The following is a 24,189-nucleotide window of genomic DNA, read 5'->3' as shown; positions in this document are numbered from 1 at the left end:
AAATGGGGAATACGATGACCATCGAGAGCAAACTGTCGGGTTCCCTTACCCGGCGACAGATTCTTAAAGGGGCAAGCGTATTGGGTGGCGGCATTCTGGCGATGCCCTACGTTAGCAGAACTGCATTCGCACAGGCGACCGAACTGACCATGCTCGCATGGTATGGCCATGCCGAGCCGGATATGGTGGCGGAGTTCGAGGCGGAAAACAACGTCAAGTTCAAGCCGAAATATTATACCGGCGGCGACAATATGCTGGGGCTGATCTCGCAATCGCCTCCCGGAACCTTCGATCTCATCCTCTCAGACGCCGAATATGTCCAGCAGCTCAACGCCGCAGGCTATATCGAAAAACTCGATCCCGCCGACTACGCATTCGACGATTTCTTCCCTGAATTCCAGCACTTTCCCGGCCACTGGGTCGGCGACGATCTTTATTCCGTCATCACCCGCTTCGGCTTTCTCGGCGTTGCCTACAATACCGATGCGATCACCGAAAAAGAAGCTTCCAGCTATAATGTCTACTGGGCGGACAAGCTCAAGGGCAAGGTCGGCCATTTCGACTGGCATCTGCCAAATCTCGGCCAGATCAGCCTGCTCAACGGCAATGCCTCGCCCTACGACATAGATGAGACGGCGTGGAAGGCGGTTCAGGACAAGATCATGACGCTGCGGCCCCAGATCGGCGGCTTCTTCGATTATGGCGGCACATTCTCATCGCTGCAAAACGGGCAGATGCTGGCCATGGCCGGGATCGGCGACTGGATCACCGGCACGCTGGAACGCAACGGCGCCAAGGTGCGCAGCGTCATCCCCGAAGAGGGCGGATTGCAGTTCACCGAATCCTTCTCCATCGGCAAGGGCACGACCAAGGGCGATCTGGCAAAGAAGTGGATACAATATATCACCTCGCCGAAAGGTCAGGTCAAATCCGCCAATATGGCGGCCTATCCCTGCCTCATCCCGAACAAGAAGGGATGGGAACTGCTCGCCAAGGAAACCCCCGAAGAAGCCAAACGGCAGGGCATGCTGCTCAATGAGCACAATGCCATGGACCTGATCCGCGACGGGCGCATCAAGTATCGCCAGTTGCCGGTGCAGCAGAGCCTCGAAGACTGGAACGATTTCTGGTCCGAATATAAGGGCGCCTAGTGTGGTGAATTTCGGTTTCAAAGCCACACACTAGGCAGGAACCACACCGGACGATCATGACGGGGCGGGCCTCAGACGCCTGCCCCCTTTCCCGCAATCCCGCGCGACGGTTGCGCGTGCGGCACTGTTTTCAGCCTGAAAGGCCATGATGCGGAAATCGATCACCCTTTACGGACTGACCTTCTCGCTGCCGATGCTGATCTGGCAGTTGCTGTTCTTTCTTGCGCCGCTGGTGTTCCTGATCGCGCTAAGCTTCTGGACCGTCAGAAACTTCCGCATGGAGCCGGATTTCGACACCGTGAACTGGGTGCGCATGCTCGGGCGCGGCGTGTTCTGGGATGCCTATTTGCGCACCTTCGCCCTTGCAGCATCTGCTGCCGTCATTACCAGCGTGCTGGCCTTTCCCTGTTCTTATGCAATGGCCTTCAAGCTTGGCGAAGCCGCCCGGCGCTGGGCGATATTCCTGATGGTGATCCCGTTTTTCACCAGCTATCTGGTCCGGGTCTATTCATGGCAGATATTCCTCTCCGACAATGGCATTTTCAATGCGCTGTTCAGGATGATCGGGATCGGACCGTTCGGCATGCTCAATACCGTCTTCGGCACCATGATCGGCTATCTGACGCTGAGTTTTCCGCTGGTCGTGCTGCTGCAACTGTTCAGCCTGATATTCATCGATAAAACACTGATCGAGGCTGCGCATAATCTGCGCTGCGGACGGCTGCGCACCGTGTTCGAGGTGATTATTCCCGCAGCGAAGGTCGGGCTGGTGATCGCAGCGCTGTTCTGCTTCATCCTGACGTTTGGCGATTTCGTCAGCCCGCTTTATCTGGGCGGCGGCGATCCCCCCACTCTTTCGATCCTGATTACCGACACCACCAAATCCGGGCAGCAATGGCCGCGCGCGGCAGTGATAGCACTGACCATGATCGCAACGCTGCTCGCCGTCGCTTTCGCTGCAATCGGCTATGCCTACAAGGAGCGCGGACGATGAACGGTTTCAACCGCAATCCATGGATCGACTGGCTTTTGAAGCTCTATGTGCTTCTGGCTTTTGCCTTCATCTTTGCGCCCATTGCCGCAAGCTTCATATTCTCATTCAATGTCGACCGCTTCCCGTCGCTTCCTCTCGGCGGCTTCTCGATGATCTGGTATGAAGCCGTCGCCAACGACCCACTGGTCTGGCAGGGACTGCGCAATACGCTCATGACCGGTCTGGTCGTATCAGTTCTGGCGACCGCCATCGGCTTTGGCGCAGCCTATACCGATTTTCGCTACAGGTTCTTTGGCAAGACCATCTATGTCGCGCTTGCCCTGCTACCGCCGACGATACCGGTCGTCATTCTGGGGCTGGCCATGCTGGCCTTCCTGTCCAATATCAGCCTTTCGGGCGCAATCTATTCGGTCATTATTGCCCATGTAGTCATGTGCGCGCCCTTCGCCATGGCGATCATCCGGCTGCGCCTGTCGCAGATGGACCCATCGCTGGAAGCGGCAGCCTGGAATCTTGGCGCGTCCGAATGGATGGCCATGCGCCATGTCATCATTCCCTTTTGCAAGCCTGCGATATTTTCCGCGCTCTTCATCACCATGGCGGTGTCTTTCGATGAATTTGCGGTCGCCTGGTTCGTTTCGGGCCTCAATGAAACCTTGCCGGTCAAGGTGCTGGGCTTCCTTCAGGGACAGGTCAGCCCGCGTATCAATGTCATCGGCACCTTTGTCTTCCTTGTTTCGATCACGCTCGTCGTGCTGGCGCAGATACTTCTGATGAAGCGCAGCAGCGCACCTGCGAAACAGGCAGCAACCAGCGGAGAAGAAATCATATGATGGATGAGGCTCTCGTCGTCTTCGATGGCGTCGTCAAACGCTTCGGCAGTTTCATTGCCGTCGAAAAGATCGATTTTGAAATCCGCAAGGGCGAATTCCTCGCCATCATGGGATCGAGCGGCTGCGGCAAGACCACGACATTGCGCATGCTGGCAGGGCTGGAAGCGCCGAGCGAAGGCGAAATTCGCCTTGCGGGCAAGAGGATCAACGACCTGCCGACATGGCAGCGCGACACGCCGATGGTCTGGCAAAGCCTTGCGCTGTTTCCATTCCTCACCGTGCGCGAGAATATCGAATTTTCGCTGCGCATGCGCGGCATCGAAAAGGCCGAGCGGCGCAAGCGCGTCGATAAATGGCTCGAACGCATGCAGATCGTTGAATTTGCCGAGCGCAATGTCGCCCATCTTTCCGGCGGCCAGCGCCAGCGCGTGGCGCTGGCCCGCTCGCTGGTGACGGAGCCGGAAATCCTGCTGCTCGACGAGCCACTATCGGCGCTCGATGCGCATCTCAAAGTCCATATGCAGCTTGTGCTCTCCAACCTGCAACGCGAACTGGGCATTACCTTCGTCTATGTCACGCACAGCCAGTCGGAGGCCTTTTCGATGGCCGACCGCGTGATCATCATGAGCCGGGGCCGGATCGAGCAGATCGGCATTCCGCAGGAAATCTATCGCGCGCCGCGCACGAAATTCGTGGCGGAATTTCTCAGCTCATCCAATATTTTCACCGGCAAGGTGCTGGCAGGCAATGGCGAAAGAGTGAAGATCGCAACGCCTGTGGGCGAGTTCGACGTTGCCGCCAATCCGGGCAAGCGGCTTGCGGCGGGGGACCGTGCAACCTTCGTCATATCCGACGACCGGGTGGTGCTGAACAATACCCCGCCTGCCGAGGGCTATAGCGGCATGCAGGCGCGGGTGGTGGGCGAGGAATTTGTGGGCGCTACCGCCGTCATTCACCTTGAGGGCGCGGACGGCATGCAGCTCAAGGCGCAAAAAAGCCATGACGAACTGGACCATCTCAACCTCGAACCCGGCGACACTATCTGGGTGTCATGGCGTCCGGAGGCGACTCATATCCTGCCGGGGGAATGAAGCAGGATTCGGAATGGCCGCAATCAGGGCCTTCGTAATCGCCGCCTGCGGCGAAGCGATGAGCGCTGCCGCCGTCTGGCACTCGACGATGCGGCCACCTTCCATCACGGCGATGCGCCCGGCAAGCTGGCTTGCCACCGCAAGATCATGGGTGATGAACAGATAGGCCGTATTGTTGCGTCTTTGCAGATCGCGCAGCAGGTCGAGAATGCGCGCGCGCACCGTGACATCCAGCGATGAAACCGCCTCGTCAAGAACAATCAGGGAAGGCTGGGTGGCAAGCGCGCGGGCAATGGCGACGCGCTGGCGCTGCCCGCCTGAAATTTCAAAAACCCGACGGCTGGCAAGCGCCGGGTCCAGCCCGACTTCTTGCAACAGCGCGCCAATATCCTGCTTGCGGCGATGGATGCGCAGCGGCGCTTCGAGAAGATCGCGCACATGGCTGCGCGGATTAAACGCCGACAAGGGGTCCTGAAACACCATCTGCATTTTTGCGCGCTCTCTGCGCAAAGCCGCACCTTTGAGCGCCAGCCAGTCCATGCCGTCAAAGGTGATCGTGCCGGAGCGAAGCGGCTGAAGCCGCAGGAGCGCACGCGCCAGAGTGGACTTGCCGCTGCCAGACGGACCGACAAGGGCGAGCGTTTCTCCGGCGGCAATTTCGAGGCTGACCTGATCGAGAGCGCGTGTCTGGCCATAGTGAACGCAGATATTCCGTGCCTGCAAAAGAGCTTCACTCATGGCCAAACTCATGAGCGAACTCAGGGCCGACCTCAAGCCTTGGCACCGCATCGATAAGCGCGCGCGTATAGCTACTTTGCGGATGATTGAGAACCGTTTCACCGGCTCCCGCTTCAACCAGCCTGCCCTGCCGGAACACGGCGATGCGATCTGACAGTGTCGCGGCAAGCGCAATATCATGGGTGATGAAGATCAGCGTCATGCCGTCTTCGCGCACCAGTTGCTGCAACAGGGCGGCAATTTCCTTTTGCACAATGGTATCGAGCGCGCTTGTCGGCTCATCGGCAATCAGCAGGCGCGGTCTGGCTGCTATCGCCAGCGCTATGGCGATGCGCTGTTTCTGCCCGCCCGAAAACTGGTGCGGATAGCGCGAGAAACTCGCCTCCGGCTTAGGGATATGAACGCGCGCAAGCAATGCTATTGCGCGTTCTTTAGCAGCATGGCGGTCGATTTTTTCATGCGCGCGGATGGTTTCGACAAGCTGCGCGCCAATGCTCATCACCGGATCAAAACTCGACGCGGGGTCCTGAAACACAAAGCCCATATCGCGGCCCGGTTTCGGGCGCTGGTCAAATCCCGGCCAGTCAATCGCGCCCGATATTTGCGCATTGATGGGCAGCAACTGGCCGAGCGCCAGCGCCAGCGTGCTTTTGCCCGAGCCGCTTTCGCCGATGACGGCAAGGATTTCACCCGCCATAATATCGAGATCGATATGATCGAGCACGCATATATGCGCGTATCGCACCGTGAGCGCGCGGATTTCAGCCAGCCGCTTCATGATTGCACCTCGCGCGCGCTGGCGGCACTCGTGACGCCCTCGCCCACCAGATAGGTAGCAACGACCGTGAGCGCGAGCGCCAGACCGGGCAGGATGGACAGGAACGGCGCGGAGCGCAGAACCGTGCGCCCTTCGGCGATCATGCCGCCCCATGTCACGCGATTGGGATCGCCAAGGCCGAGAAAGGACAGCGCCGCTTCGATCAATATGGCGGAAGCCACGATCACCGGCGCCAGTGCGAGCACCGGCGGCAGCGCATTGGGCAAAATCTGGCGAAAGGCGATTTCGAGCGGGTGCATGCCGATGGTGCGGGCCGAAGCCACATAATCGCGCTCGCGAATGGAAAGCACCTGTCCGCGCGTCAGCCGCGCGGCCTGCGTCCAGCTTGAAAGCGCGATTGCCGCAATCAGCACCGGCAGCGACGGCCCGGCGATACTGACCAGCGCCAGCGCCAGCAGGAAGCCCGGCACGGTCTGGAAAGCTTCGGTGACGCGCATAAGCACCTCATCGACCACGCCCCCGGCAAAGCCTGCCAGCGTGCCGATGATGCTGCCTGCGACAAGGGAAGCCAGCGCCGCCGCAAGCCCGATGAGCAGCGAGGTTCGCGCGCCGTAGAATATGCCCGCGAGAACATCGCGGCCCAGACGGTCGGTGCCCAATGGCAGATCGGCCTGTTGAAACGGGGATATGAGCGGCGTCGAGACGATGCGCAGCGGATCGCCCGGAAACAGGACCGGCGCGAAAACTGCGGCCAGAACCAGCAACGCAAGGATGCCGGTGCCTGTTATACCTTCACCCGTTCTGAAATAACGTTGCCAGAAATTCATGCCTGCCTCCCCGCCGCAATACGCGGGTCGAGCCACAGATAAAGCAGGTCCACGAGGAAATTGACCGCAATCACCATGATGGCGCTGGTCAGGATGACGCCCAGCAGCAGCGGCGTGTCGCGCGCGGCCACCGCTTCCTGTGCAAGCCTGCCCAGCCCCGGCACGGCAAAGACGCTTTCGATCACCACGCTGCCGCCGAGCATCGACGCCGCTTGCAGCCCCAGCATGGTGACAAGCGGCAAAAGCGCATTGCGCGCCACATGATGCAGCACGATGCGGGGCCGCGAAATGCCGCGCGCGCGCAGGGCGCGCACAAAATCCATGCGCCATATATCGGCCATGGCAGCGCGCATCACCCGCAGATAAAGCGCCAGATAAATCAGCGACAGCGAGATGACCGGCAGGACCAGATGGGTTGCAATATCGCCTGCACGCGCAAGCCCCTCCTTGCCCGAAGCGATTGTTTCAATGCCGCTTGAAGGAAGCCACCGCAGCTTGATCGAAAACAAAATGACCAGAACCAGCGCCAGCCAGAAGCCGGGAATGGCATAAAGAACCAGCGATGTGACGGACAAAAACCGATCGCGAAAACTGCCCGGACGCGCGCCTGCGACAATGCCCATAAGCGAACCGGCGGCAAAGGATAAGGCCGTGGCTGCGCCCATCAGCAAAAGCGTATTGGGCAGGCGCTCCGCCACCACATCGAGAATGGGCCTGTTGAAGCTGACCGACCAGCCCAGATTGCCCTGTGCCAATGCCGCCAGATAGGCAAAAAGCCTGTGCCAGACGGATTGATCCAGCCCCCAGCGCGCGCGCAGTTCGGCAATTTGTCCGGCATCGCCGCCAAAGGATATGGCATAGGCATCGACCGCATCGCCGGGTGCGGTTTCCAGCATCAGGAAACAGCCGACGACGACGATCAGCAGCACGAATATGCTGCTGGCCGACCGTTTGCGCAAAAGGATCAGAATCTGTTTCACGCCGCGACGATACAATCAAATGCGATGCTTCGTCACTGCCCTATCCATGTATCGGCCCAGTTGGAAACCGCCCAGCGCGGATTGTTTGCGACATTCTTCACCCGCTCATTTGCAACGGTGATAAAGCCCCATTCCGCCACATTGATGAGCGGCAGGTCGGCTGCCACCTTTTGCTGGAACTGGTGATAGAGCGCGCTGCGCTCTTTCTCATCGATTGTGTGCGCCGCCTTTTCGATCAGCGCGTCGAGCTGCGCATTTGCATAACCGCCCTGATTGGAAAAAGGCACACCTGCCGGAATGCCGCTTTCGACAAGAATGGTCGTCGAAATCGCCGGATCGCCGCGATAGACGGTCGGCGCGATGGCAAGATCGAAATCGTGATCCGTATAGACCGCCTTCTGATGTGCCGCCGCATCATTGTTGACCAGACGCGCATCGATGCCGGTTGCCGCTAAGGCCTGCCGCAGATAATCGCCGAACTGCTTGGTCTCGTTGAAATAGGGGGCGGGCAGCAGTTTCAGCGTAAAGCGCTTGCCGTCATCGCCGCGCCTGTAACCGGCTTCATCGAGAAGCGCATTGGCCTTTTCGACATTGAACGGATAGGCGGGAACGTCGCCGGTATAAAACTGGCTGTCATAGCGCGGCACCGGGCCGGTCGAGGTTCTGGCATAGCCGAGAAAGATCGTCTTGACCACGAAATCGCGGTCTATGGCGTGGGCTATCGCCTGACGCACTTTCAGATCGGCCAGTTCCTTGCGGCGATGGTTGATCTCGACCACCAGCTGATAGGTCAGCGCCTCATAGCCCTTGGAAATCACCGCCAGCCCCGGCACTTTGGAGATGCGGTCGAGATCGGCCAGAGGTACTGCGGAAAATGCCGCAAGATCTATCTCTTCGGCCTCCAGCGCACCAGCCGCCGCCGCACGATCGGGCAGTACACGATAGATGATTTCATCGAGATAAGGCTCGCCCTCGCCCCAATAGGTCTCGTTTTTCACCAGCCGATAATATTCGCCATTCTTATGTTCGGCATATTTGAACGGGCCGGTGCCGATGAGCTTTTCATTGGCGGGATTTGCGGCAATATCGCTGCCTGCAAAAATATGCTTCGGCAGAACGGCAGTAAGCGCAGGCAACGCATTGCGGATGAGCTGGAAGGGGGTGGCTTCCGAAAAATGGAAAATCGCCGTGTGATCATCGGGCGTCTCGACCTTTTCGAGCGCCTTGAAGACCACGCGACCAAGATTTTGCAGCGGCTTCCACACTTCCATTGCGGAGAAGGCCACATCGGCTGAAGTGAACGGCGTGCCGTCATGCCATTTGACGCCCTCGCGCAGACGGAATGTCGCGGTGAGGCCGTCCTCCGACCCTTCCCATGCGGTCGCAAGGCGCGGTGCCAGCCCGTTTGCACCTTCAAAAGAGGCTTCCGCCAGCGGCTCGATCACCTTGCTTGCGACAAAGAAAACGCCGTTTGAAGCGACGATGGCGGGATTGAGGTTGCGCGGTTCGGAATCCGCGGCCACGACAAGGCGCCCGCCCTTGCTGACCTGCTGTGCTGCCTGCCCCCATTTCGGCCAGAGCGCAAGGGCGCTTGATCCCGCCAGAAAGGCCCTGCGCGATACAAAAATTCTTGCCATTTTTCCTCCCCCAACCATCGCGCCGCGATCAGAGCTTGCGGTAACGCACCCGCGCGCTGCGCTCGATGGCCGCGACTGTCAACTCATCAAGCGTCCAGCGGTCCCGCATCATTTGCAGGAATTCAAGCTCTTCCTGCTCGACATGCAAATCGGCTGCGGCAATCTCGACAGCGAGCGCATAGGCCGTATTATAGAGTTTTTCAGGCAGGGCATCATGGGCGAGATCGAGAATCTGATCCAGCCCGTCTTCATAGGCCAGAAGCGCGTAACAATCGCTGGCCAGCTTTGGAAGGCGCTCGCGGTCGAAGCCTTCGAAGACGGGAAGCCGTGACACTACATTGCCGATCGACGCCAGTTCGGCATCGGTCATCGTCGTATCCGCTGCGGAAACCGTAATCATGATATAGACGAGAGCGTCCTGCGGCGAAATCTGTTTCATTCAATGCTCCTGCGCATGGGGCCGGAATCACGGGGCTGGAATCAGGCCGTGCGGCCGATCAGCCTGAAAACTAGGAAGCCCGCAGCCCGTGCGCAAGGAAATTCGTCGGCATTTGCGGCGAGCAAGATTGACGCGCGCGTCAGGGCACGCCATAGAGCAGGGGTGCATTGAAAATGCTTGTTTACCCAAAATCTCCACAGGATACCAAAACCATGACTTCGCATCGTCTTCCCGAAATCACGCTGACCCCGGAACTGACCGCGGCGGCTGCGGAGGCGAAATCATGGCCCTTTGAAGAGGCGCGGAAAATCCTCAAGCGTTATGCGAAGAGCGGCCTGCCCGATACGGTGATTTTCGAGACCGGCTATGGCCCTTCCGGCCTGCCGCATATCGGCACCTTCGGCGAAGTGGCGCGCACGACCATGGTGCGTCAGGCCTTTCGCGTGCTCACCGAAGACAAGGTGAAGACGCGGCTCATCTGCTTCTCGGACGATCTCGACGGCATGCGCAAGATCCCCGACAATGTGCCCGACAAGGCAGCGCTTGAGCCTTATCTGCATATGCCGCTTTCCTCCGTGCCCAACCCGTTTGGCGGCGAGGCCAAGAGCTTTGCCGAGCACAATAATGCAATGCTGTGCCGCTTCCTCGACACGTTCGGCTTCGATTATGAATTTGCCAGCGCGACAGAATATTACAAGTCCGGCAAGTTCGATGCGGTGCTGCTGCGCGCCGCCGAGCGCTATGACGACATCATGAAGGTGATGCTGCCGACCCTTGGCGAAGAGCGTCAGGCGACCTACAGCCCCTTCCTGCCGATCTCGCCCAAGAGCGGGCGCGTGCTTTATGTGCCCATGAAGAAGGTGGATGCCAAGGCGGGCACCATCACCTTTGACGATGAAGACGGCGTGGAAACCACCCTGCCCGTCACCGGCGGTCATGTGAAGCTGCAATGGAAGCCGGATTTCGGCATGCGCTGGGCTGCCCTTGGCGTTGATTTCGAGATGTTCGGCAAGGACCACCAGACCAATGCGGGCATTTATGACCGCATCTGCGAAATTTTGGGCGGACGCGCACCGGAACATTTTGTCTACGAGCTTTTCCTCGACCAGTTGGGCCAGAAGATTTCCAAGTCGAAGGGCAACGGCATTTCCATCGATGAATGGCTGGCCTATGCGCCGACCGAAAGCCTTGCGCTCTACAACTTCCAGAAGCCCAAGACCGCAAAGAAGCTATATTTCGACGTGATCCCCAAGGCGGTGGATGAATATTTCACCTATCTTTCCGCCTATGCACGGCAGGAATGGAAGGACCGGCTCAACAATCCAGTCTGGCACATTCATTACGGCAACCCGCCGCAAGTGAACCTGCCGGTGCCGTTCGCGCTGCTGCTCAATCTGGTGAGCGCGTCCAATGCGGAAAATCCCGCCGTGCTGTGGGGCTTCATCTCACGCCATGCGCCCGGCGTCACGCCGCAAAACAATCCCGAACTCGATGCGCTGGTCGGCTATGCGATCCGTTACTTCAACGATTTCGTCAAGCCCACCAAACAGTTCCGCGCGCCCGACGATGTGGAACGCGCAGCCCTTGAGGGCCTCGACGCCAAGCTTGCAAGCCTTCCCGCAGGCGCAGACGGCAACGACATCCAGAACGCAATTCTCGATGTCGCCCGCGCCATCGAGCGCTATCAGGATCACAACAAGAAAAGCCCGGAAGGCGGTCCCGGCGTGTCGGTCTCCTTCTTCCAGATGCTCTACGAAGTGCTGATCGGGCAGGAGCGCGGCCCGCGCTTTGGTTCCTTCGTCGCCCTTTACGGCATCGACGAAACCCGCGCCTTGATCAAACAGGCGCTGGCGGGCGAATTGTCATAGACTGCGGCCACAACCATTCCCCTGCCGGATCCTTCAGGCAGGGGGCGGCGGGGTTATTGTGCAGGCTGCGGCGCAGGCGGAAAATCGCCGTCTGATTGCGGCGTTTCAGGCGCGGGCTGCAATGGCATGCCGGGCGATGTTTCCAGTTCCGGCAGGGACGTGTCGGGCTTGTCGCCATAAATGCCAAGCCGCGCCTGCTGCGCTTTCTGCCCGGCCTCTTCATAGGCACCGCCGGAAACAGCCCTCGCCCAGCCATTGTTCACAAGCCACAGTGCTGCATCATCATCGCCGACGCTGCATTTTGTCGCCACCGCTTCGCCACTGTCATTTTGCGGCAGGCGGCACATGATCGCGCGCGAGCGCAGCCATTGGCGAAAGGCCGTGCGCGCCTGCATGCCGCAAGGCCAGCTTTCGCCCGATGCAGTCTGGCACATTTCTTCTATCGGCAGGGCCTCGATACCTTCAAGTTCAATAATACGGCCCTGCGTTTCAAGCTTTCCGGCAGCAATTGCCACCGGGCGCTGGAGCAATTGCATCGGCTCATCCGCATTAACAGGCACGGCAGGCAAGGCCGGTTCCGGCTGCGGCGCATTGGCAAGGCCAAGATCGCTCAATGGTGCACGCGGCGGCTCGCGCTCAAGCGCGTCATCATTGCCCGATGCAGAATCGCGCGGCGTTTCCGGTGCTGCGGCTGAGGCAGGACTGTCCGGCAAAGAACTGTCTGGCAGGGGATTGGCTTCGGGTTCGGTATAATCGAACTGCTCGACCACAATGCCCTGACCGGAATTGCCCTCTGCCTGTCCCGCACCGCCTTCGATCACCGTTACCGGGCGATCCAGCGCACCATAAAAGGGCGCGATGAAGACGCTCAGCAGCAAGGCACCCGACAATGCGGCGAGAATGCCGAAAACCGGGCGCGCATGGTTTTTCATCTGCGCGTGGGGCTTTTGCGATCGGGCCATTACTGGCTCGCCCAGAGAATGCGGGCGATCCATTCAACATCCTTCGTGTCGAATGAACGATGCGGATGGTCGGGATTGAGCGAATGCAATTCGATGGTTCGCGGCGTCTGACGATGCAATATCTTGGCCATGACTTCTCCATTTTTTGTGCGCACGACAACGCGGTCGCCGCGACGCACCGGCGCGTTGGGCGCAACGATCAGCGTATCGCCATCGCGATAGAGCGGCTGCATGGACTCTCCCGAAACCTCCAGCGCATAGACCCCTTCGCCCGGTCCTGCCGGAAATTCCACAATGTCCCAGCCTTGGCCCGCAGGAAAACCGGCATCGTCGAAATAGCCGCCCGCACCGGCCTCGGCCAGCCCGAGCAGCGGAATGGAACGTGGTTCCTGCGTATATTCGCCATATTGCGGCTCGGAATTCTGACCGCTGATAAGGCGCGTGAATTCGTCAAAGCTCGCGCCTGTCGCCTCCATCACCTTGGCAAGCGACTCCGTCGAGGGCCAGCGCGCGCGCCCGTCGGACGCATAACGCTTGGACTTGTTGAAAGTCGTGGGGTCAAGACCCGCGCGCCGTGCAAGGCCGGACGCACTCAGGGAGTTGCGTTCAGCCAGAGCGTCGATCGCAGCCCAGACGCTATCATGAGAAAACATTGTAATGATCCGCCAAAGAGGATTTTAAACCTAACTTCATCCCATCTTTTGCCATAACTTAGCGAAAAACGCGCTTTCAGGCAAGATGTGTGATATTACAGGGAAAATTTTCTCATTTCATTTAATATTATTCGGTACGACGCAGGATGGAAGGCCGCTTACGCGGCCTTCTTCGTTTCCGTCCTGTAAGGGTTGAAGCGCTGGTAGAAGCTTTCGCCGTTCTCTGCCATGTCGAGCAGCAGCTTGGGCGCTTTGAACTGCGCGCCATATTTCTTCTGCAACGTCTTCGCCAGCCGGGCGAATTTCTTCGCGCCCATGCCGTCGATATAAGACAGGGTTCCGCCCGTATAGGGCGCAAAGCCGAAGGCCAGAATGGAGCCGACATCGGCCTCGCGCGGGTCGGTGACGATGCCCTCCTCCATCACGCGCGCCGCTTCCAGAGCGATGGTGACGAGGAAGCGTTCCTTCAACTCCTCCACATCGATCTTATCCGGGTCCTGCTGCGGGTAGAGGTCTTTCAGCCCCGGCCAGAGATGCTTTTTCGCGGGCTTTGCCGGGTAGTCGTAAAAGCCCTTGCCATTCTTGCGGCCCTTGCGGTCGAACCCATCAACCAACCGATCCACCAGTTCCACATGGCGCGGATCGATCGCCTTCGGCCCCAGATCGGCAAGCGTGGCTTTCAGTATCTTCTGCGAAAGATCAATGGCGGTTTCATCGTTGAGCGCCAGCGGCCCCACCGGCATGCCGGCCATGCGGGCGGCATTTTCGATCATCGCCGCCGGAACGCCCTCAATCAGCATATTATAGGCTTCCGACATATAGCGCAGCACGCAGCGATTGACGTAAAAGCCGCGCGTGTCATTGACGACGATCGGCGTCTTTTTGATCGCGCGCACATAATCAAGGGCTGTGGCCAGCGCCTTGTCGGACGTCTTCTTGCCGAGGATCACCTCCACCAGCATCATTCTATCGACGGGCGAGAAGAAATGAATGCCGATAAAATTCTTCGGGCGTCTGGAGACTTTCGCAAGCCCGGTAATCGGCAGTGTCGAAGTGTTGGACGCAAAAATCGCAGACGCTTTGAGCACTTCCTCGGCCTTTTCGGTGGCCATGCGCTTGACGTCACGGTCCTCGAATACGGCCTCGATCACCAGATCGGCACCTTCAAGCTGCGCATAATCGGCCGTTGCGGTAATCTGCGACAGGAGCATTTCCTTGTCGGCTTCCGTCGCGCGGCCTTTCTGGATTTCCCTGGTGATGAGATCGGCTGCGTGCGCCTTGCCCTTATCAGCCGATTCCTGATCGCGGTCGATCAGCACCACCGGAATACCGGCCCTGGCGGTCACATAGGCAATGCCCGCGCCCATGAAACCCGCGCCAAGCACACCGATTTTCTTAAATTTCGTCGGCTTTTCATCGGCCGGACGACGCGCGCCCTTGTTGAGTTCCTGCAAGGACACGAACAGCGAACGGATCATCATCGCCGCTTCGGTGGTTTGCAGGATTTCGGTGAAATAGCGCTGCTCGATCGTCAATGCCGTATCAAACGGCACCAGCAGCCCCTCATAGACAGACTTGAGGATCGCAAGTGCTGCCGGATAATTGCCCGAGGTTTCGCGGCGCAATATGGCCGTGGCGGCAGGCCAGAGATTGGCACCGGCAACCGAATAGATCGCACCGCCCGGCAGCTTGAAGCCCTTTTCATCCCATGGCTGCACCGGTTTCAGGCCGCCCTTGATGCGCTTTTTTGCAGCCTCAATCAGCTTTTTGGCTGGCACCACTTCCGTGACGAGACCCATGGCCTTGGCGCGTTGCGCGGTCAGGCTGGAGCCGGAGGTCATCATTTGAAGCGCGTCCTGCTGGTTGGTCAGACGCGGAACGCGCTGCGTGCCGCCAGCACCGGGGAAGAGGCCCACTTTTACTTCCGGCAGGGCCATTTTCACGCCCGGCGCATCGGACGCCACGCGCGCATGGCAGGCGAGCGACATTTCAAACGCGCCGCCCATGCAGGTGCCGTTAATGGCCGAAACCCATGGCTTGCCGCAGGTTTCAAGCTTGCGGAACAGGCCGCTCATCTTGCCGACATTATCAAACAGGGACTGAACCGCGCCTTGGCTGTCCCTGGCCTTTTGCTTCTGGAAATCCTTCAACATGCCTTCGAGCATGGTCAGATCGGCACCGCCGGAGAAGCTTTCCTTACCCGATGTTATAACAACACCCTTGACCTTTTCATCGCCGCTCGTCGCATCGATGATGGCGTCAAGCTCCTGCAACACCTCGACGGTGAAGACATTCATCGACTTTTCCGGCATATCCCATGTGACGAGAGCAATGCCGTCGGCGTCGGTTTCAACCTTGAAATTCTTGTAAGCCATTGATGATGCCTCCCTTATACACGCTCGATGATGGTGGCCGTGCCCATGCCAGCGCCGATGCAGAGCGTCACCAGCGCCACATTGAGATCGCGGCGTTCGAGTTCATCGAGCACCGTGCCAAGGATCATCGCGCCGGTAGCCCCGAGCGGATGGCCCATGGCAATTGCGCCGCCATTGACGTTGATCCTGTCCTGCGGAATATCGAAGGCTTGGCAATAGCGCAGAACCACGGCGGCAAAGGCTTCGTTGAGTTCAAACAGGTCGATGTCCGAAAGCTTCATCCCGGACTGTTTGAGAAGCTTCTGCGTCACATCGACCGGGCCGGTGAGCATCAGCGCCGGTTCGGAGCCGATATTGGCAAAAGCGCGGATGCGCGCACGCGGCTTGATGCCGAACGCCTTGCCAGCCTTCTTTGACCCGACAAGCACGCCTGCCGCACCATCGACAATGCCCGACGAATTGCCGGCATGGTGGACGTGATTGATGGTTTCGACTTCCGGGTGCGCCTGAATGCCGACCGCATTGAAGCCGCCCATTTCACCGGGCATCACGAAAGACGGGTTCAACTGGCCCAAAGCCTGCATGTCCGTGCCGGGGCGCATATGCTCGTCACGGTCCAGAATGGTCAGGCCGTTCTGATCCTTGATGGGAATGACCGAGTTTTTGAAATAGCCCTTTTCCCACGCTTTCGCCGCGCGCTTCTGGCTTTCCACCGCATAGGCATCGACATCATCGCGGGAAAAACCATATTTCGTGGCGATCAGATCGGCGGAAACACCCTGCGGCATGAAATAGCCGGGAAAACCCACTGACGGGTCCATATACCAAGCGCCGCCCGACATGCCCATACCGACGCGCGACATGCTTTCCACCCCGCCTGCAATCACCAGATTGTCGGAACCGAAAGCCACCTTGGCCGCAGCCAGATTGACGGCATCCAGACCCGATGCGCAAAAGCGCGAAATCTGCATGCCCGGAGCCTTGAAATCGTAACCCGCTTCAAAAGCCGCCGAGCGCGGAATGACGGCCCCCGCCTCGCCGACCGGATCGACGCAGCCGAAAATAATGTCATCGACCTTTGCTGTATCAATGCCGTTGCGGTCACGCAGGGCTTCCAGCACCTTCGCGCCCAGACGAACGGCAGGCACTTCATGCAGGCTGCCATCCTTCTTGCCGCGCCCGCGCGGTGTGCGGACGTGATCGTAAATATAAGCCTCGGCCATTTTTCCCTCCGTCAAAATCAGAATGCGTCCGCATCAAGCGCCATCATGCTATCCGCACCCGACTGGATGCGCGCGAGATGTGCAGCACTTTCCGGCATGATCCGCTCGAAATAGTAACGCGCTGTGACAAGTTTAGCTTCAAGGAAATCCCTGTCGCCCTCGCCAGCCGCCAGCTTTTCTTCCGCGACCTTCGCCATGCGGCCCCACATGAAGCCCAGCGCGACGAGGCCGAAAAGATGCATATAGTCGTTAGAGGCAGCACCGGCATTGTCGGGCTTGGCCATCGCATTTTCCATCAGCCACATGGTTGCGGCCTGAAGGTCGTTAAGGCCCTTTTTCAAATATTTGGTGAAGAAGCTAAGCTTTTCGTTTTCGCGATTTTCTTCGCAGAATTCGCCCACCTCCTTGAAGAAGGCCGTGACTGCACGACCGCCGTTCAAGGCCAGCTTGCGGCCCACCAGATCGAGCGCCTGAATGCCGTTGGCCCCTTCATAGATCATGGCAATGCGCGCATCGCGCACATATTGGCTCATGCCGTTTTCTTCAATATAGCCATGTCCGCCAAAAACCTGCTGCGCCATGACGGCATGTTCAAACCCCTTATCGGTCAGAACGCCCTTAAGCACCGGCGTCAGCAGCCCGACAAGATCGTCGGCAGCCTGCCGCCCCGCTTCATCGCTAGAGCGATGCGCAATGTCGGAATGAAGCGCCACCCATAAAAGCAGTGCCCGGCCCGCCTCGTTATAAGCGCGGATATTCATCAGATCGCGACGAATATCCGGATGCACGATGATCGGATCGGCCTTTTTTTCCGGCTCTTTTGCCCCCGACAAGGCACGGCCCTGAAGCCGCTCACGCGCATAGATGGCGGCATTCTGATAGGCGGTTTCGGCAATGGACAGGCCCTGCAAGGCCACGCCAAGCCGCGCTTCATTCATCATGGTGAACATGGCGCGCAGGCCCTTATGCGCCTCCCCGATCAGATAGCCGGTCGCATCGTCATAATTCATGACGCAGGTGGCATTGCCGTGAATGCCCATCTTTTCCTCGATGGAACCGCAGGTGACGCCATTGCGCTCACCGGGGTTTCCATCTGCATCCGGGATAAATTTCGGCACGATGAACAGCGAAATGCCTTTGACGCCTTCCGGCGCACCGTCGATACGGGCCAGCACCAGATGGATGATGTTTTCCGACAGGTCATGCTCGCCAGCGGAGATGAAAATCTTCTGGCCGGAAATTCTGTAGCTGCCATCTTCCTGCGGCGTAGCGCTGGTGCGCAGCAGCCCGAGATCGGTGCCGCAATGCGGCTCGGTCAGGTTCATGGTGCCGGACCAGACGCCTCCGACCATTTTCGGCAGATAGGTATCCTTCTGCTCGTCGGTGCCATGCGCGAGCAATGCGGCAATCGCGCCCTGCGTCAGCCCCGGATACATCATGAGCGCCATATTGGCGGACGACATATATTCGCCGACAGCCGTATGCAGCAGATAGGGAAGCCCCTGCCCGCCATGTTGCGCCGGCACGGCAAGCCCGATCCATCCGCCTGCGCAATATTGATCATAGGCTTGCCTGAAACCTTCCGGTGTTTTCACCGAGCCATCCGCTTCCCGCTTGCAGCCTTCACGATCGGCAGGCTGATTGAGCGGAAAGAGCGTGCCTTCGGCAAGCTTTGCGCCTTCGCCAAGAATCGCCTCGACAATATCGGGGGATGCATCGGCAAAACCCGGCAGATTGTTGTAGCGCTGATAATCGAGAACATCATTGAGAACGAAATTTGTATCTTCAACAGGCGCGCGATAGCTCGGCATCGAAATCCTCCAAATTCATCATCTGAGCAATTCCGCAAAACGAAATGCTCCCGAATGCGTCTCAAGCAGAATAGCAGTCAACTATAGACTCAGGCTAATGCAATTTGATGTTTACGTAAACGTCAAATATAGAAATTACGCTATGGCGAAACCACCGGCCAGTTGTGTAAACGCCGCCTTGGTTTGTCCCCCTGCGCCTTGGTATGGTCATTTCGTTGCGTTTGATTTGTCTGGAATGAAAAATGTGGTAAGCGCCCATCAAACGACAACAGGAGTTAATGGTGAGCGAATTTTCGGTAGCCGACGCAATGGACCGCATCTACGAGTCGCTTCAGGCAGATAATGTCGACATCGATGTGCATATCGCAAACCTGAAGCTTGCACTGGAGCGTGAGGGCTTGAAAGAGGCCATTTTCGATCCGGCCAGGCTGGTGCAGAACAACCGCTCGGGCAGGAAGCTGATGCAGGCCTATTTTCGGCAGCGCGGCGTCAAGGTCGCATTCGCGGCAGCGTGAGGCTGCTTTTTCGCTACACTAAAGCGTGTCGCGATCTTTCAGGTTCGCTCCTTACGCTTTAAGTTGTTATTTTAACGCATCTCGTTATCCCGAAACCGGTTCCCACTTTCGGGCGACATGCTTTAGGTCGTGGCGACGGGTTAAGGTGTGGGAAGTACCTTAACCCTTGTTGGATATTGGATTATCCGCTTAGTGATGCATCATCTCGTGGGCAATGTCCTTGCCGGTCAATGAAGACGGATAGTAAGTCGGCCAGTTGGTAACTTCTTCAAGCAAGGCCCCGCGATCATTTCCCCAATAAAGGTGATAATGGTCCGCTTTTTCAGGCGCGATGCGATGATCGCTGAACTGGATATAATCAGGTGCCGCATCATCTCCCTCGATCTTCCTGAAGATAAAGCGCACGCCGCGATTGCCCTTGGCATAGTTGAGAATCTCATAGCCGTCGTCCGCATATTTTCCGGAGACGGTTTTATCGCCTTCATGGAACGAAACCTCGTCCCCCTCGATGACGATGCGATCGGTATTGGTGCGATAACCGATTTCATAATAATCGCGATATTGCTTCGCTGATTGATCGCCATGTTCCGCTTTATGCGCGAAAACGGAATCGAGCGTTCCATCCTGCAAATAGGGATAGACCGATTGCCAGTCGCCTTCCCAGTCGGAAAGCTGACGGTCCTTGACCTGAGCGTCCTTGAAATAACCCTTGTAGATTTCATTGTCGTGATCATGCGCATGGCTATGGGAATGGCCGTGAGCGGATGCGGGCTTTTCCTGTGCCGCGGCCAGCGCCGGGCCAGAGATTGCCATGGCGGCGCAAAGACCCAAGGATGCAAGCAGGTTTCTCATGCTCTCTTCTCCTGATTTGGAATGTTATGTAATATCGTAACATTATTGACATAAACGCTTGCGAACAGGGATGCAAGCACTGCCTGCTTTCCGGGTGCAATTCTTCAGAATTTCTTGAGAGTATCGATGGCTGGCTCGAAAAGTCACGCCCTGCGCATCACGAGATCGGGTGCTAGGTCGTGGTGACGGTTTTCGGAATGCGCTTAATCTTGCGCACCGTCAAAAACCCGTTCGTAGACCGCGCTGATTGCAGCGGCTTCCCTCTCAAGCGGGAAGGCTTCGCGCACATGGGCGAGTGCGTTTTCTCCCTGCCGCAAGGTCATGGCGGGATCGGCAAGATAGGGCGCGATTGCGTCACGCAGCGCAGCGCCATCGCCAGCGGGAACGAAACTGCCGGTCCCCTCGACGATCATTTCGGCATAAGCGCCCGCATCGCTTGCAACCACCGCCGTTTGCGAGGCCATGGCCTCAAGCGGCGTGAGGCCAAAGCCTTCATTGCGGGAGGGCGCGACATAGAGCGTCAGGCGGCGATACCAGATGCGCACATCCGGCACTTCACCCAGAATAAGAATGCGATCCTGCAAACCGGCGGCGGCGATGCGCGCTCTCAATCCGTCCTCGAACGCCTTGTGTTCGGCGGTGGTGCGTCCGGTAATCACCGCCGTCCATTCGGGATATTGCGGCAGCAGCGCAATCATCGCATCGACGAAGAGATCGGTGCCTTTGGAATGGCGCACGCGCCCAAAACAGCCCACCGCATATTTGCCCGGCAGGCCGGATGCGCTGAACTGGTCCGCAGCCTCTTTCGGCGGATGAAACCGCTCAAGATCCACGCCATGCATGATGACCTGATGCGGCACTTCCAGATAGCTGCCGGAGCGCGCACTGGTCGCGATCACCGCATTCATGCGGCGAATCAGCCATTTCGTGAAGGGCTTGTGATGGCGCTGGGCGGCGGAGGTGAAGACCAGCCGCAATTTCATGCGCAGCACGTCGCGCATGAAGATACCGGCCAGCATCTCGATATTGCGGCGCGCATGCCAGATGCGAAAGCGCCGCCCTTCCGGTCTTTTCCAGAAGGAAAAAACGGCGCTCCACCCCAGATGCGGCAGCTGCTCAGGCAGTCCCGGCCCCATCGTTGCGATCTCCAGCCCCCTTGCGCGCTGCAAGGGGATGAGTTGCACGATGGTCGAGGTCACGCCGGAAAGGCGGCGCTTGAAATTGGGCGCGACGACCTCGACGCCTGAAGCCGGAAGGCGCATCTGCTGCGGCCTCAAACGAATTTGAGCGCGAGAATTTCGTAGGAGCGCGAACCGCCGGGGGCATTGACCTCGATCGTGTCGCCCTCGCCCTTGCCGATCAGCGCCCGCGCGATGGGGGACGAAATCGAAATCCGGCCCTGTTTCACATCGGCTTCCTGATCGCCGACGATCTGATAGACCTTCTCTTCTTCGGTGTCCTCGTCGATCATGGTGACGGTGGCGCCAAACTTGATCTTGTCGCCGGTCAGTTTGGATACGTCGATCACTTCGGCCCGCGCGACCAGATCTTCGAGCTCGTTGATCCGGCCTTCGTTCAGACTCTGGGCTTCCTTGGCCGCATGATATTCGGCATTTTCCGAAAGATCGCCATGCGCACGCGCTTCAGCTATCGCCTCGATGATGCGCGGGCGCTCGTTCTGCTGGCGCCAGCGAAGTTCTTCCTTGAGGTTTTCGAAACCGCCAGGGGTCATAGGGAATTTTTCCATACCCGATACAGTCCTTTCCGTCTTCCGCCGCGCTTCCTTTTGGGATCAGACGCGGCGGCATTTTGATTGCCCGCCTTATTTCGCGCCCTGAAAAGAGCACAAAACGACCTCCCGGAGGATGCGAGCATCCCCGGTAAACAAAAAGAAAACGGTCACCAAAACACCTGTTTCGGAACCGTTCAAATTGCTGCTGCATAAACTATAGCATTTCCATTCATCTTTTCACGAAGAAAAAACACAATCCGCCATTTGTACAGGAAATGATCATTCCGGCATCAATGTCGCATGATGCGCATCGCCCTTGCCGTTGGCCCCTGATAATGCGTATAGCTGCGCCGTCCGCAAGGCGCGGCTTTCCCCCTGTCCACGAGGCGATAATGACACGCATACAGGCCAATTTGCTGCTTCTTCTGGCAGGTGTCATCTGGGGCATGGGCTTTGTCGCCCAGTCCACCGCCATGGCCAGCATCGGTCCCTTCCTGTTCATCGCCCTGCGTGCGGCCATCGCATCGCTGACCATATTGCCGCTTGCCATCGCCGAAGGGCGACAGGCGCAACGCAAATTGCAGGCGGGCAACTATCTTTATTTCATCATGGTCGGGCTGACGCTCTTCGTCGGGCTGGCCCTGCAACAAATCGGCCTGATTACCACTTCCGTCACCAATGCGGGCTTCCTGACCGGCCTTTATGTCGTTCTGGTTCCCATCATTGGCGTATTGATTTTCCGCGCCTGGCCGCATCCGGTCGTTTGGCCCAGTGCTGCCGCCTGCCTTGCCGGCATATTCCTTCTTTCGGGCGGCAAGCTCGACGCCTTGAAACAAGGCGACTGGCTGGTCATCAGCGCGGCCCTGTTCTGGGCCATGCAGGTCATTCTCATTGGCCGGGCCGGACGCACCGGCCGTCCCATCATGCTCACCTGCGTGCAGTTTGCGACCGCGGCCCTGGCGGGATTTGTGATCGCGGGACTGGTCGAAGACATCCGCTGGGACGCGATTGCGCTGACCTGGAAGGAATTGCTGTTTACCGGCGTGTTTTCCTCCGGCATAGCCTTCACCCTGCAGGCGGTCGGCCAGCGCTATACCAGTTCCGCGCAGGCTGCGATTTTCCTGTCCTCGGAAGCCCTGTTCGCAGCCTTTTTCGGCGCGCTTTTCCTCGGCGAGCGGCTCAGCCTGATCGGCTTTATCGGCTGCGGGCTGCTTTTTGCCGCCATGCTGGCCGTCGAACTGGTTCCCCTGTTCTGGAACAGGAAACCCGTCCCGGCCCCGATCGCCGAAGCAGCCGAATGATCAGGGCTTGAAGATCAGCGCGGCTCCGCCTGCGATCAGGGCAAAGCCGAGCAGGTGATTCCAGCCAAAGGCTTCCCTGAGATAGAAGACCGAAAACAGCGCGAAGATCACCAGCGTGATGACTTCCTGCATGGTCTTGAGTTGCGCTGCCGAATAGACCGCATGGCCGATGCGGTTTGCGGGCACCGCCATGAAATATTCGACCAGCGCGATAGCCCAGCTGATGAATATCACCGTCAGCAACGGCATATTGGTAAATTTCAGGTGCCAGTACCAGGCGAAGGTCATGAAAATATTCGAGCCGATCAGAAGCAGAATCGGCAGGACGCTCGGCGATAATAATGCGGACATGGCGTTGGACTTCAGGGACCGGAATGACAGGAGCGCGGTTGGCCCGGAACCGCCGCTTTCGCCTATAGCAAAGCTGCCCTCTTTGCGCCACAGAGCTTAACGCGCGCACTGACGCTTCGTTTACGCTTCTCTTCTAATATGCGCAGGAACCACACCCCGATGACCCGGCCCGGGAAAGGCATGAATATGAAGAAAGGTATGGGCATGAGTTCTGTTTTGTCCAACCGTTTTCGGCATGCTGCATTTCCGGCTGCGCTGATGCTGCTTCTTCTGGCATCAGGCTGCTCGGGCGAGCGGCCGCCGCGACCGCAGGCAGAAATCAGCAATTCGGACATCATCATACCGCAGGCACCGGTCGCCAGCCCTGCGCCGCAGGATGAGCGCATCATCGGGCTTGCGGAAGAGGAAGAAGGCCATGCCGGTCTTCCTGCGCGAAACCAGCCGGATTATTCCGGCGATTACGGTTTTGCCGCCCCTGTCCAGAACCCGGTTTCAGCGGTCCAGAATATCTACACCCTGTCCAGTTCCGAAGCGGCCTGCCGGACGCGGCTCAAGCGGCTCGGCGTGGTGTTTACGGAAAAACCGCCAATCTATCGCAGCGACAGCTGCCGCATCGACAATCCGATCGAGGTCAGCGGCTTTGCCAGCGGCTCGATTGCCTTCAAACCGGCGGCGACGCTGAATTGCCAGATTACCGAAGCCTTTGCCCGCTGGATCAAGGGCGACCTGCAACCCTCCTCGCGCCTGCGTTATCTTTCCGGCGTCAATACGATCCACAATGCCGGCGGCTATTCCTGCCGCACGATGAACCACCGCCGCGGCGCGAAAATGTCGGAACATTCACGCGGCAACGCCATCGACGTGACAAGGATCACGCTCAACAATGGCAAGAATATCGTCGTGCGCAAGCCGGGTTTCTTCGCCTTTCGCGAAAAGGGCCTGCTCAATAGCGTGCGTTCGGATGCGTGCGATTATTTCACCACCGTGCTCGGCCCCGGCTATAATCGCGAACATGCGGACCATTTCCATTTCGACCTGATGCCGCGCCGCAACGGCTACCGCGCCTGCAAATAAGGAA

Annotated in this window: 23 protein-coding genes; 8 read left to right on the top strand and 15 right to left on the bottom strand. The window is 58.5% G+C overall.

Going from position 1 to position 24,189, the window contains the following annotated elements; all coding sequences use genetic code 11:
• The first annotated feature begins 14 nt into the window (after positions 1-14).
• The 4 genes from DKP76_RS04895 to DKP76_RS04880 all read left to right on the top strand — a co-directional run bounded on the left by DKP76_RS04895 (position 15) and on the right by DKP76_RS04880 (position 4,069).
• Entirely contained in the window at positions 15-1,151 is a 1,137-nt protein-coding gene (locus tag DKP76_RS04895; protein ID WP_109705837.1) for a polyamine ABC transporter substrate-binding protein, read from the top strand.
• A 145-nt stretch (positions 1,152-1,296) separates the two neighbouring features.
• Entirely contained in the window at positions 1,297-2,145 is an 849-nt protein-coding gene (locus DKP76_RS04890; protein ID WP_109705339.1) for an ABC transporter permease, read from the top strand.
• The gene (locus tag DKP76_RS04885) at positions 2,142-2,978 is read left to right on the top strand and encodes an ABC transporter permease (RefSeq protein WP_109705338.1); all 837 of its coding nucleotides are present in this window, start codon (positions 2,142-2,144) and stop codon (positions 2,976-2,978) included. The genes DKP76_RS04890 and DKP76_RS04885 overlap by 4 nt, the downstream gene beginning before the upstream one ends.
• The gene (locus DKP76_RS04880) at positions 2,975-4,069 is read left to right on the top strand and encodes an ABC transporter ATP-binding protein (RefSeq protein WP_109705337.1); all 1,095 of its coding nucleotides are present in this window, start codon (positions 2,975-2,977) and stop codon (positions 4,067-4,069) included. Before DKP76_RS04885 ends, DKP76_RS04880 begins: the two co-directional genes overlap by 4 nt.
• On the opposite strand, the gene DKP76_RS04875 is transcribed toward DKP76_RS04880, so the two are convergent.
• From DKP76_RS04875 to DKP76_RS04850, 6 genes are read right to left on the bottom strand one after another with little or no spacing between them, the layout of a single operon-like run.
• On the bottom strand, positions 4,028-4,807 hold the full coding sequence (locus tag DKP76_RS04875) for an ABC transporter ATP-binding protein (protein WP_109705336.1): 780 nt from the start codon (positions 4,805-4,807) through the stop codon (positions 4,028-4,030). The two genes, DKP76_RS04880 and DKP76_RS04875, sit on opposite strands and share 42 nt — an antisense overlap.
• Positions 4,800-5,585 carry an ABC transporter ATP-binding protein gene (locus tag DKP76_RS04870; RefSeq protein WP_109705335.1) on the bottom strand — a complete coding sequence of 262 codons (786 nt, stop codon included), beginning with the start codon at positions 5,583-5,585 and terminating at the stop codon, positions 4,800-4,802. Before DKP76_RS04870 ends, DKP76_RS04875 begins: the two co-directional genes overlap by 8 nt.
• Positions 5,582-6,412, bottom strand: coding sequence for an ABC transporter permease (locus DKP76_RS04865; protein WP_109705334.1), 831 nt, complete (start codon positions 6,410-6,412; stop codon positions 5,582-5,584). The genes DKP76_RS04870 and DKP76_RS04865 overlap by 4 nt, the downstream gene beginning before the upstream one ends.
• Positions 6,409-7,407: an ABC transporter permease gene (locus DKP76_RS04860; protein ID WP_109705333.1), complete on the bottom strand. Its 999-nt coding sequence runs from the start codon at positions 7,405-7,407 to the stop codon at positions 6,409-6,411. The genes DKP76_RS04865 and DKP76_RS04860 overlap by 4 nt, the downstream gene beginning before the upstream one ends.
• Before the next feature lie 17 nt (positions 7,408-7,424).
• Positions 7,425-9,029: an ABC transporter substrate-binding protein gene (locus DKP76_RS04855; protein WP_109705332.1), complete on the bottom strand. Its 1,605-nt coding sequence runs from the start codon at positions 9,027-9,029 to the stop codon at positions 7,425-7,427.
• A gap of 28 nt (positions 9,030-9,057) precedes the next feature.
• Positions 9,058-9,468 carry a tellurite resistance TerB family protein gene (locus DKP76_RS04850; protein WP_109705331.1) on the bottom strand — a complete coding sequence of 137 codons (411 nt, stop codon included), beginning with the start codon at positions 9,466-9,468 and terminating at the stop codon, positions 9,058-9,060.
• A gap of 212 nt (positions 9,469-9,680) precedes the next feature.
• On the opposite strand from DKP76_RS04850, the gene DKP76_RS04845 reads away from it, so the two are divergent.
• Positions 9,681-11,336: a lysine--tRNA ligase gene (locus DKP76_RS04845; protein ID WP_109705330.1), complete on the top strand. Its 1,656-nt coding sequence runs from the start codon at positions 9,681-9,683 to the stop codon at positions 11,334-11,336.
• Positions 11,337-11,389: 53 nt separating this feature from the next.
• On the opposite strand, the gene DKP76_RS04840 is transcribed toward DKP76_RS04845, so the two are convergent.
• From DKP76_RS04840 to DKP76_RS04820, 5 genes are all read right to left on the bottom strand, one after another.
• Entirely contained in the window at positions 11,390-12,298 is a 909-nt protein-coding gene (locus DKP76_RS04840; protein ID WP_245410144.1) for a thermonuclease family protein, read from the bottom strand.
• On the bottom strand, positions 12,298-12,951 hold the full coding sequence (locus DKP76_RS04835) for a S24 family peptidase (RefSeq protein ID WP_109705329.1): 654 nt from the start codon (positions 12,949-12,951) through the stop codon (positions 12,298-12,300). Before DKP76_RS04835 ends, DKP76_RS04840 begins: the two co-directional genes overlap by 1 nt.
• Before the next feature lie 158 nt (positions 12,952-13,109).
• Complete coding sequence (locus DKP76_RS04830) at positions 13,110-15,326, bottom strand: 3-hydroxyacyl-CoA dehydrogenase NAD-binding domain-containing protein (protein ID WP_109705328.1); 2,217 nt, start codon at positions 15,324-15,326, stop codon at positions 13,110-13,112.
• Between the two features lie 14 nt (positions 15,327-15,340).
• Positions 15,341-16,549: an acetyl-CoA C-acetyltransferase gene (locus tag DKP76_RS04825; RefSeq protein WP_109705327.1), complete on the bottom strand. Its 1,209-nt coding sequence runs from the start codon at positions 16,547-16,549 to the stop codon at positions 15,341-15,343.
• Positions 16,550-16,566: 17 nt separating this feature from the next.
• Positions 16,567-18,360, bottom strand: a complete 1,794-nt coding sequence (locus DKP76_RS04820; RefSeq protein WP_109705326.1) for an acyl-CoA dehydrogenase C-terminal domain-containing protein — start codon at positions 18,358-18,360, stop codon at positions 16,567-16,569.
• Between the two features lie 278 nt (positions 18,361-18,638).
• Here DKP76_RS04820 and DKP76_RS04815 point away from each other — a divergent pair, with 278 nt between their 5' ends.
• Positions 18,639-18,875, top strand: a complete 237-nt coding sequence (locus DKP76_RS04815; RefSeq protein WP_109705325.1) for a hypothetical protein — start codon at positions 18,639-18,641, stop codon at positions 18,873-18,875.
• A gap of 189 nt (positions 18,876-19,064) precedes the next feature.
• Here the strand turns inward: DKP76_RS04815 and DKP76_RS04810 are convergent, their stop codons facing one another.
• The 3 genes from DKP76_RS04810 to greA form a co-directional block, all read right to left on the bottom strand.
• Positions 19,065-19,727, bottom strand: coding sequence for a ZinT family metal-binding protein (locus DKP76_RS04810; protein WP_109705324.1), 663 nt, complete (start codon positions 19,725-19,727; stop codon positions 19,065-19,067).
• Between the two features lie 203 nt (positions 19,728-19,930).
• Positions 19,931-20,989, bottom strand: a complete 1,059-nt coding sequence (locus DKP76_RS04805) for a glycosyltransferase family 4 protein (protein ID WP_109705323.1) — start codon at positions 20,987-20,989, stop codon at positions 19,931-19,933.
• Positions 20,990-21,000: 11 nt separating this feature from the next.
• Positions 21,001-21,474, bottom strand: coding sequence for a transcription elongation factor GreA (gene greA, locus DKP76_RS04800; protein WP_109705322.1), 474 nt, complete (start codon positions 21,472-21,474; stop codon positions 21,001-21,003).
• A gap of 377 nt (positions 21,475-21,851) precedes the next feature.
• Between greA and DKP76_RS04795 the strand changes: the two genes are divergently transcribed.
• On the top strand, positions 21,852-22,760 hold the full coding sequence (locus DKP76_RS04795) for a DMT family transporter (protein ID WP_109705321.1): 909 nt from the start codon (positions 21,852-21,854) through the stop codon (positions 22,758-22,760).
• Here DKP76_RS04795 and DKP76_RS04790 read toward each other — a convergent pair whose 3' ends face one another.
• Positions 22,761-23,111 carry a DMT family protein gene (locus DKP76_RS04790; protein ID WP_109705320.1) on the bottom strand — a complete coding sequence of 117 codons (351 nt, stop codon included), beginning with the start codon at positions 23,109-23,111 and terminating at the stop codon, positions 22,761-22,763. It abuts the gene before it with no gap.
• A 204-nt stretch (positions 23,112-23,315) separates the two neighbouring features.
• On the opposite strand from DKP76_RS04790, the gene DKP76_RS04785 reads away from it, so the two are divergent.
• A complete protein-coding gene (locus DKP76_RS04785; RefSeq protein ID WP_425349372.1) occupies positions 23,316-24,185 on the top strand; it encodes an extensin-like domain-containing protein in 870 nt (289 codons plus the stop codon).
• Positions 24,186-24,189 lie beyond the last annotated feature (4 nt).

Origin of the sequence: Falsochrobactrum shanghaiense, assembly GCF_003149535.1 — a bacterium.
Classification (GTDB): Bacteria; Pseudomonadota; Alphaproteobacteria; order Rhizobiales; family Rhizobiaceae; genus Brucella; species Brucella shanghaiense.
Note: the sequence above shows the minus strand (reverse complement) of the source record. Positions and strands in the feature narration are given on the sequence as shown.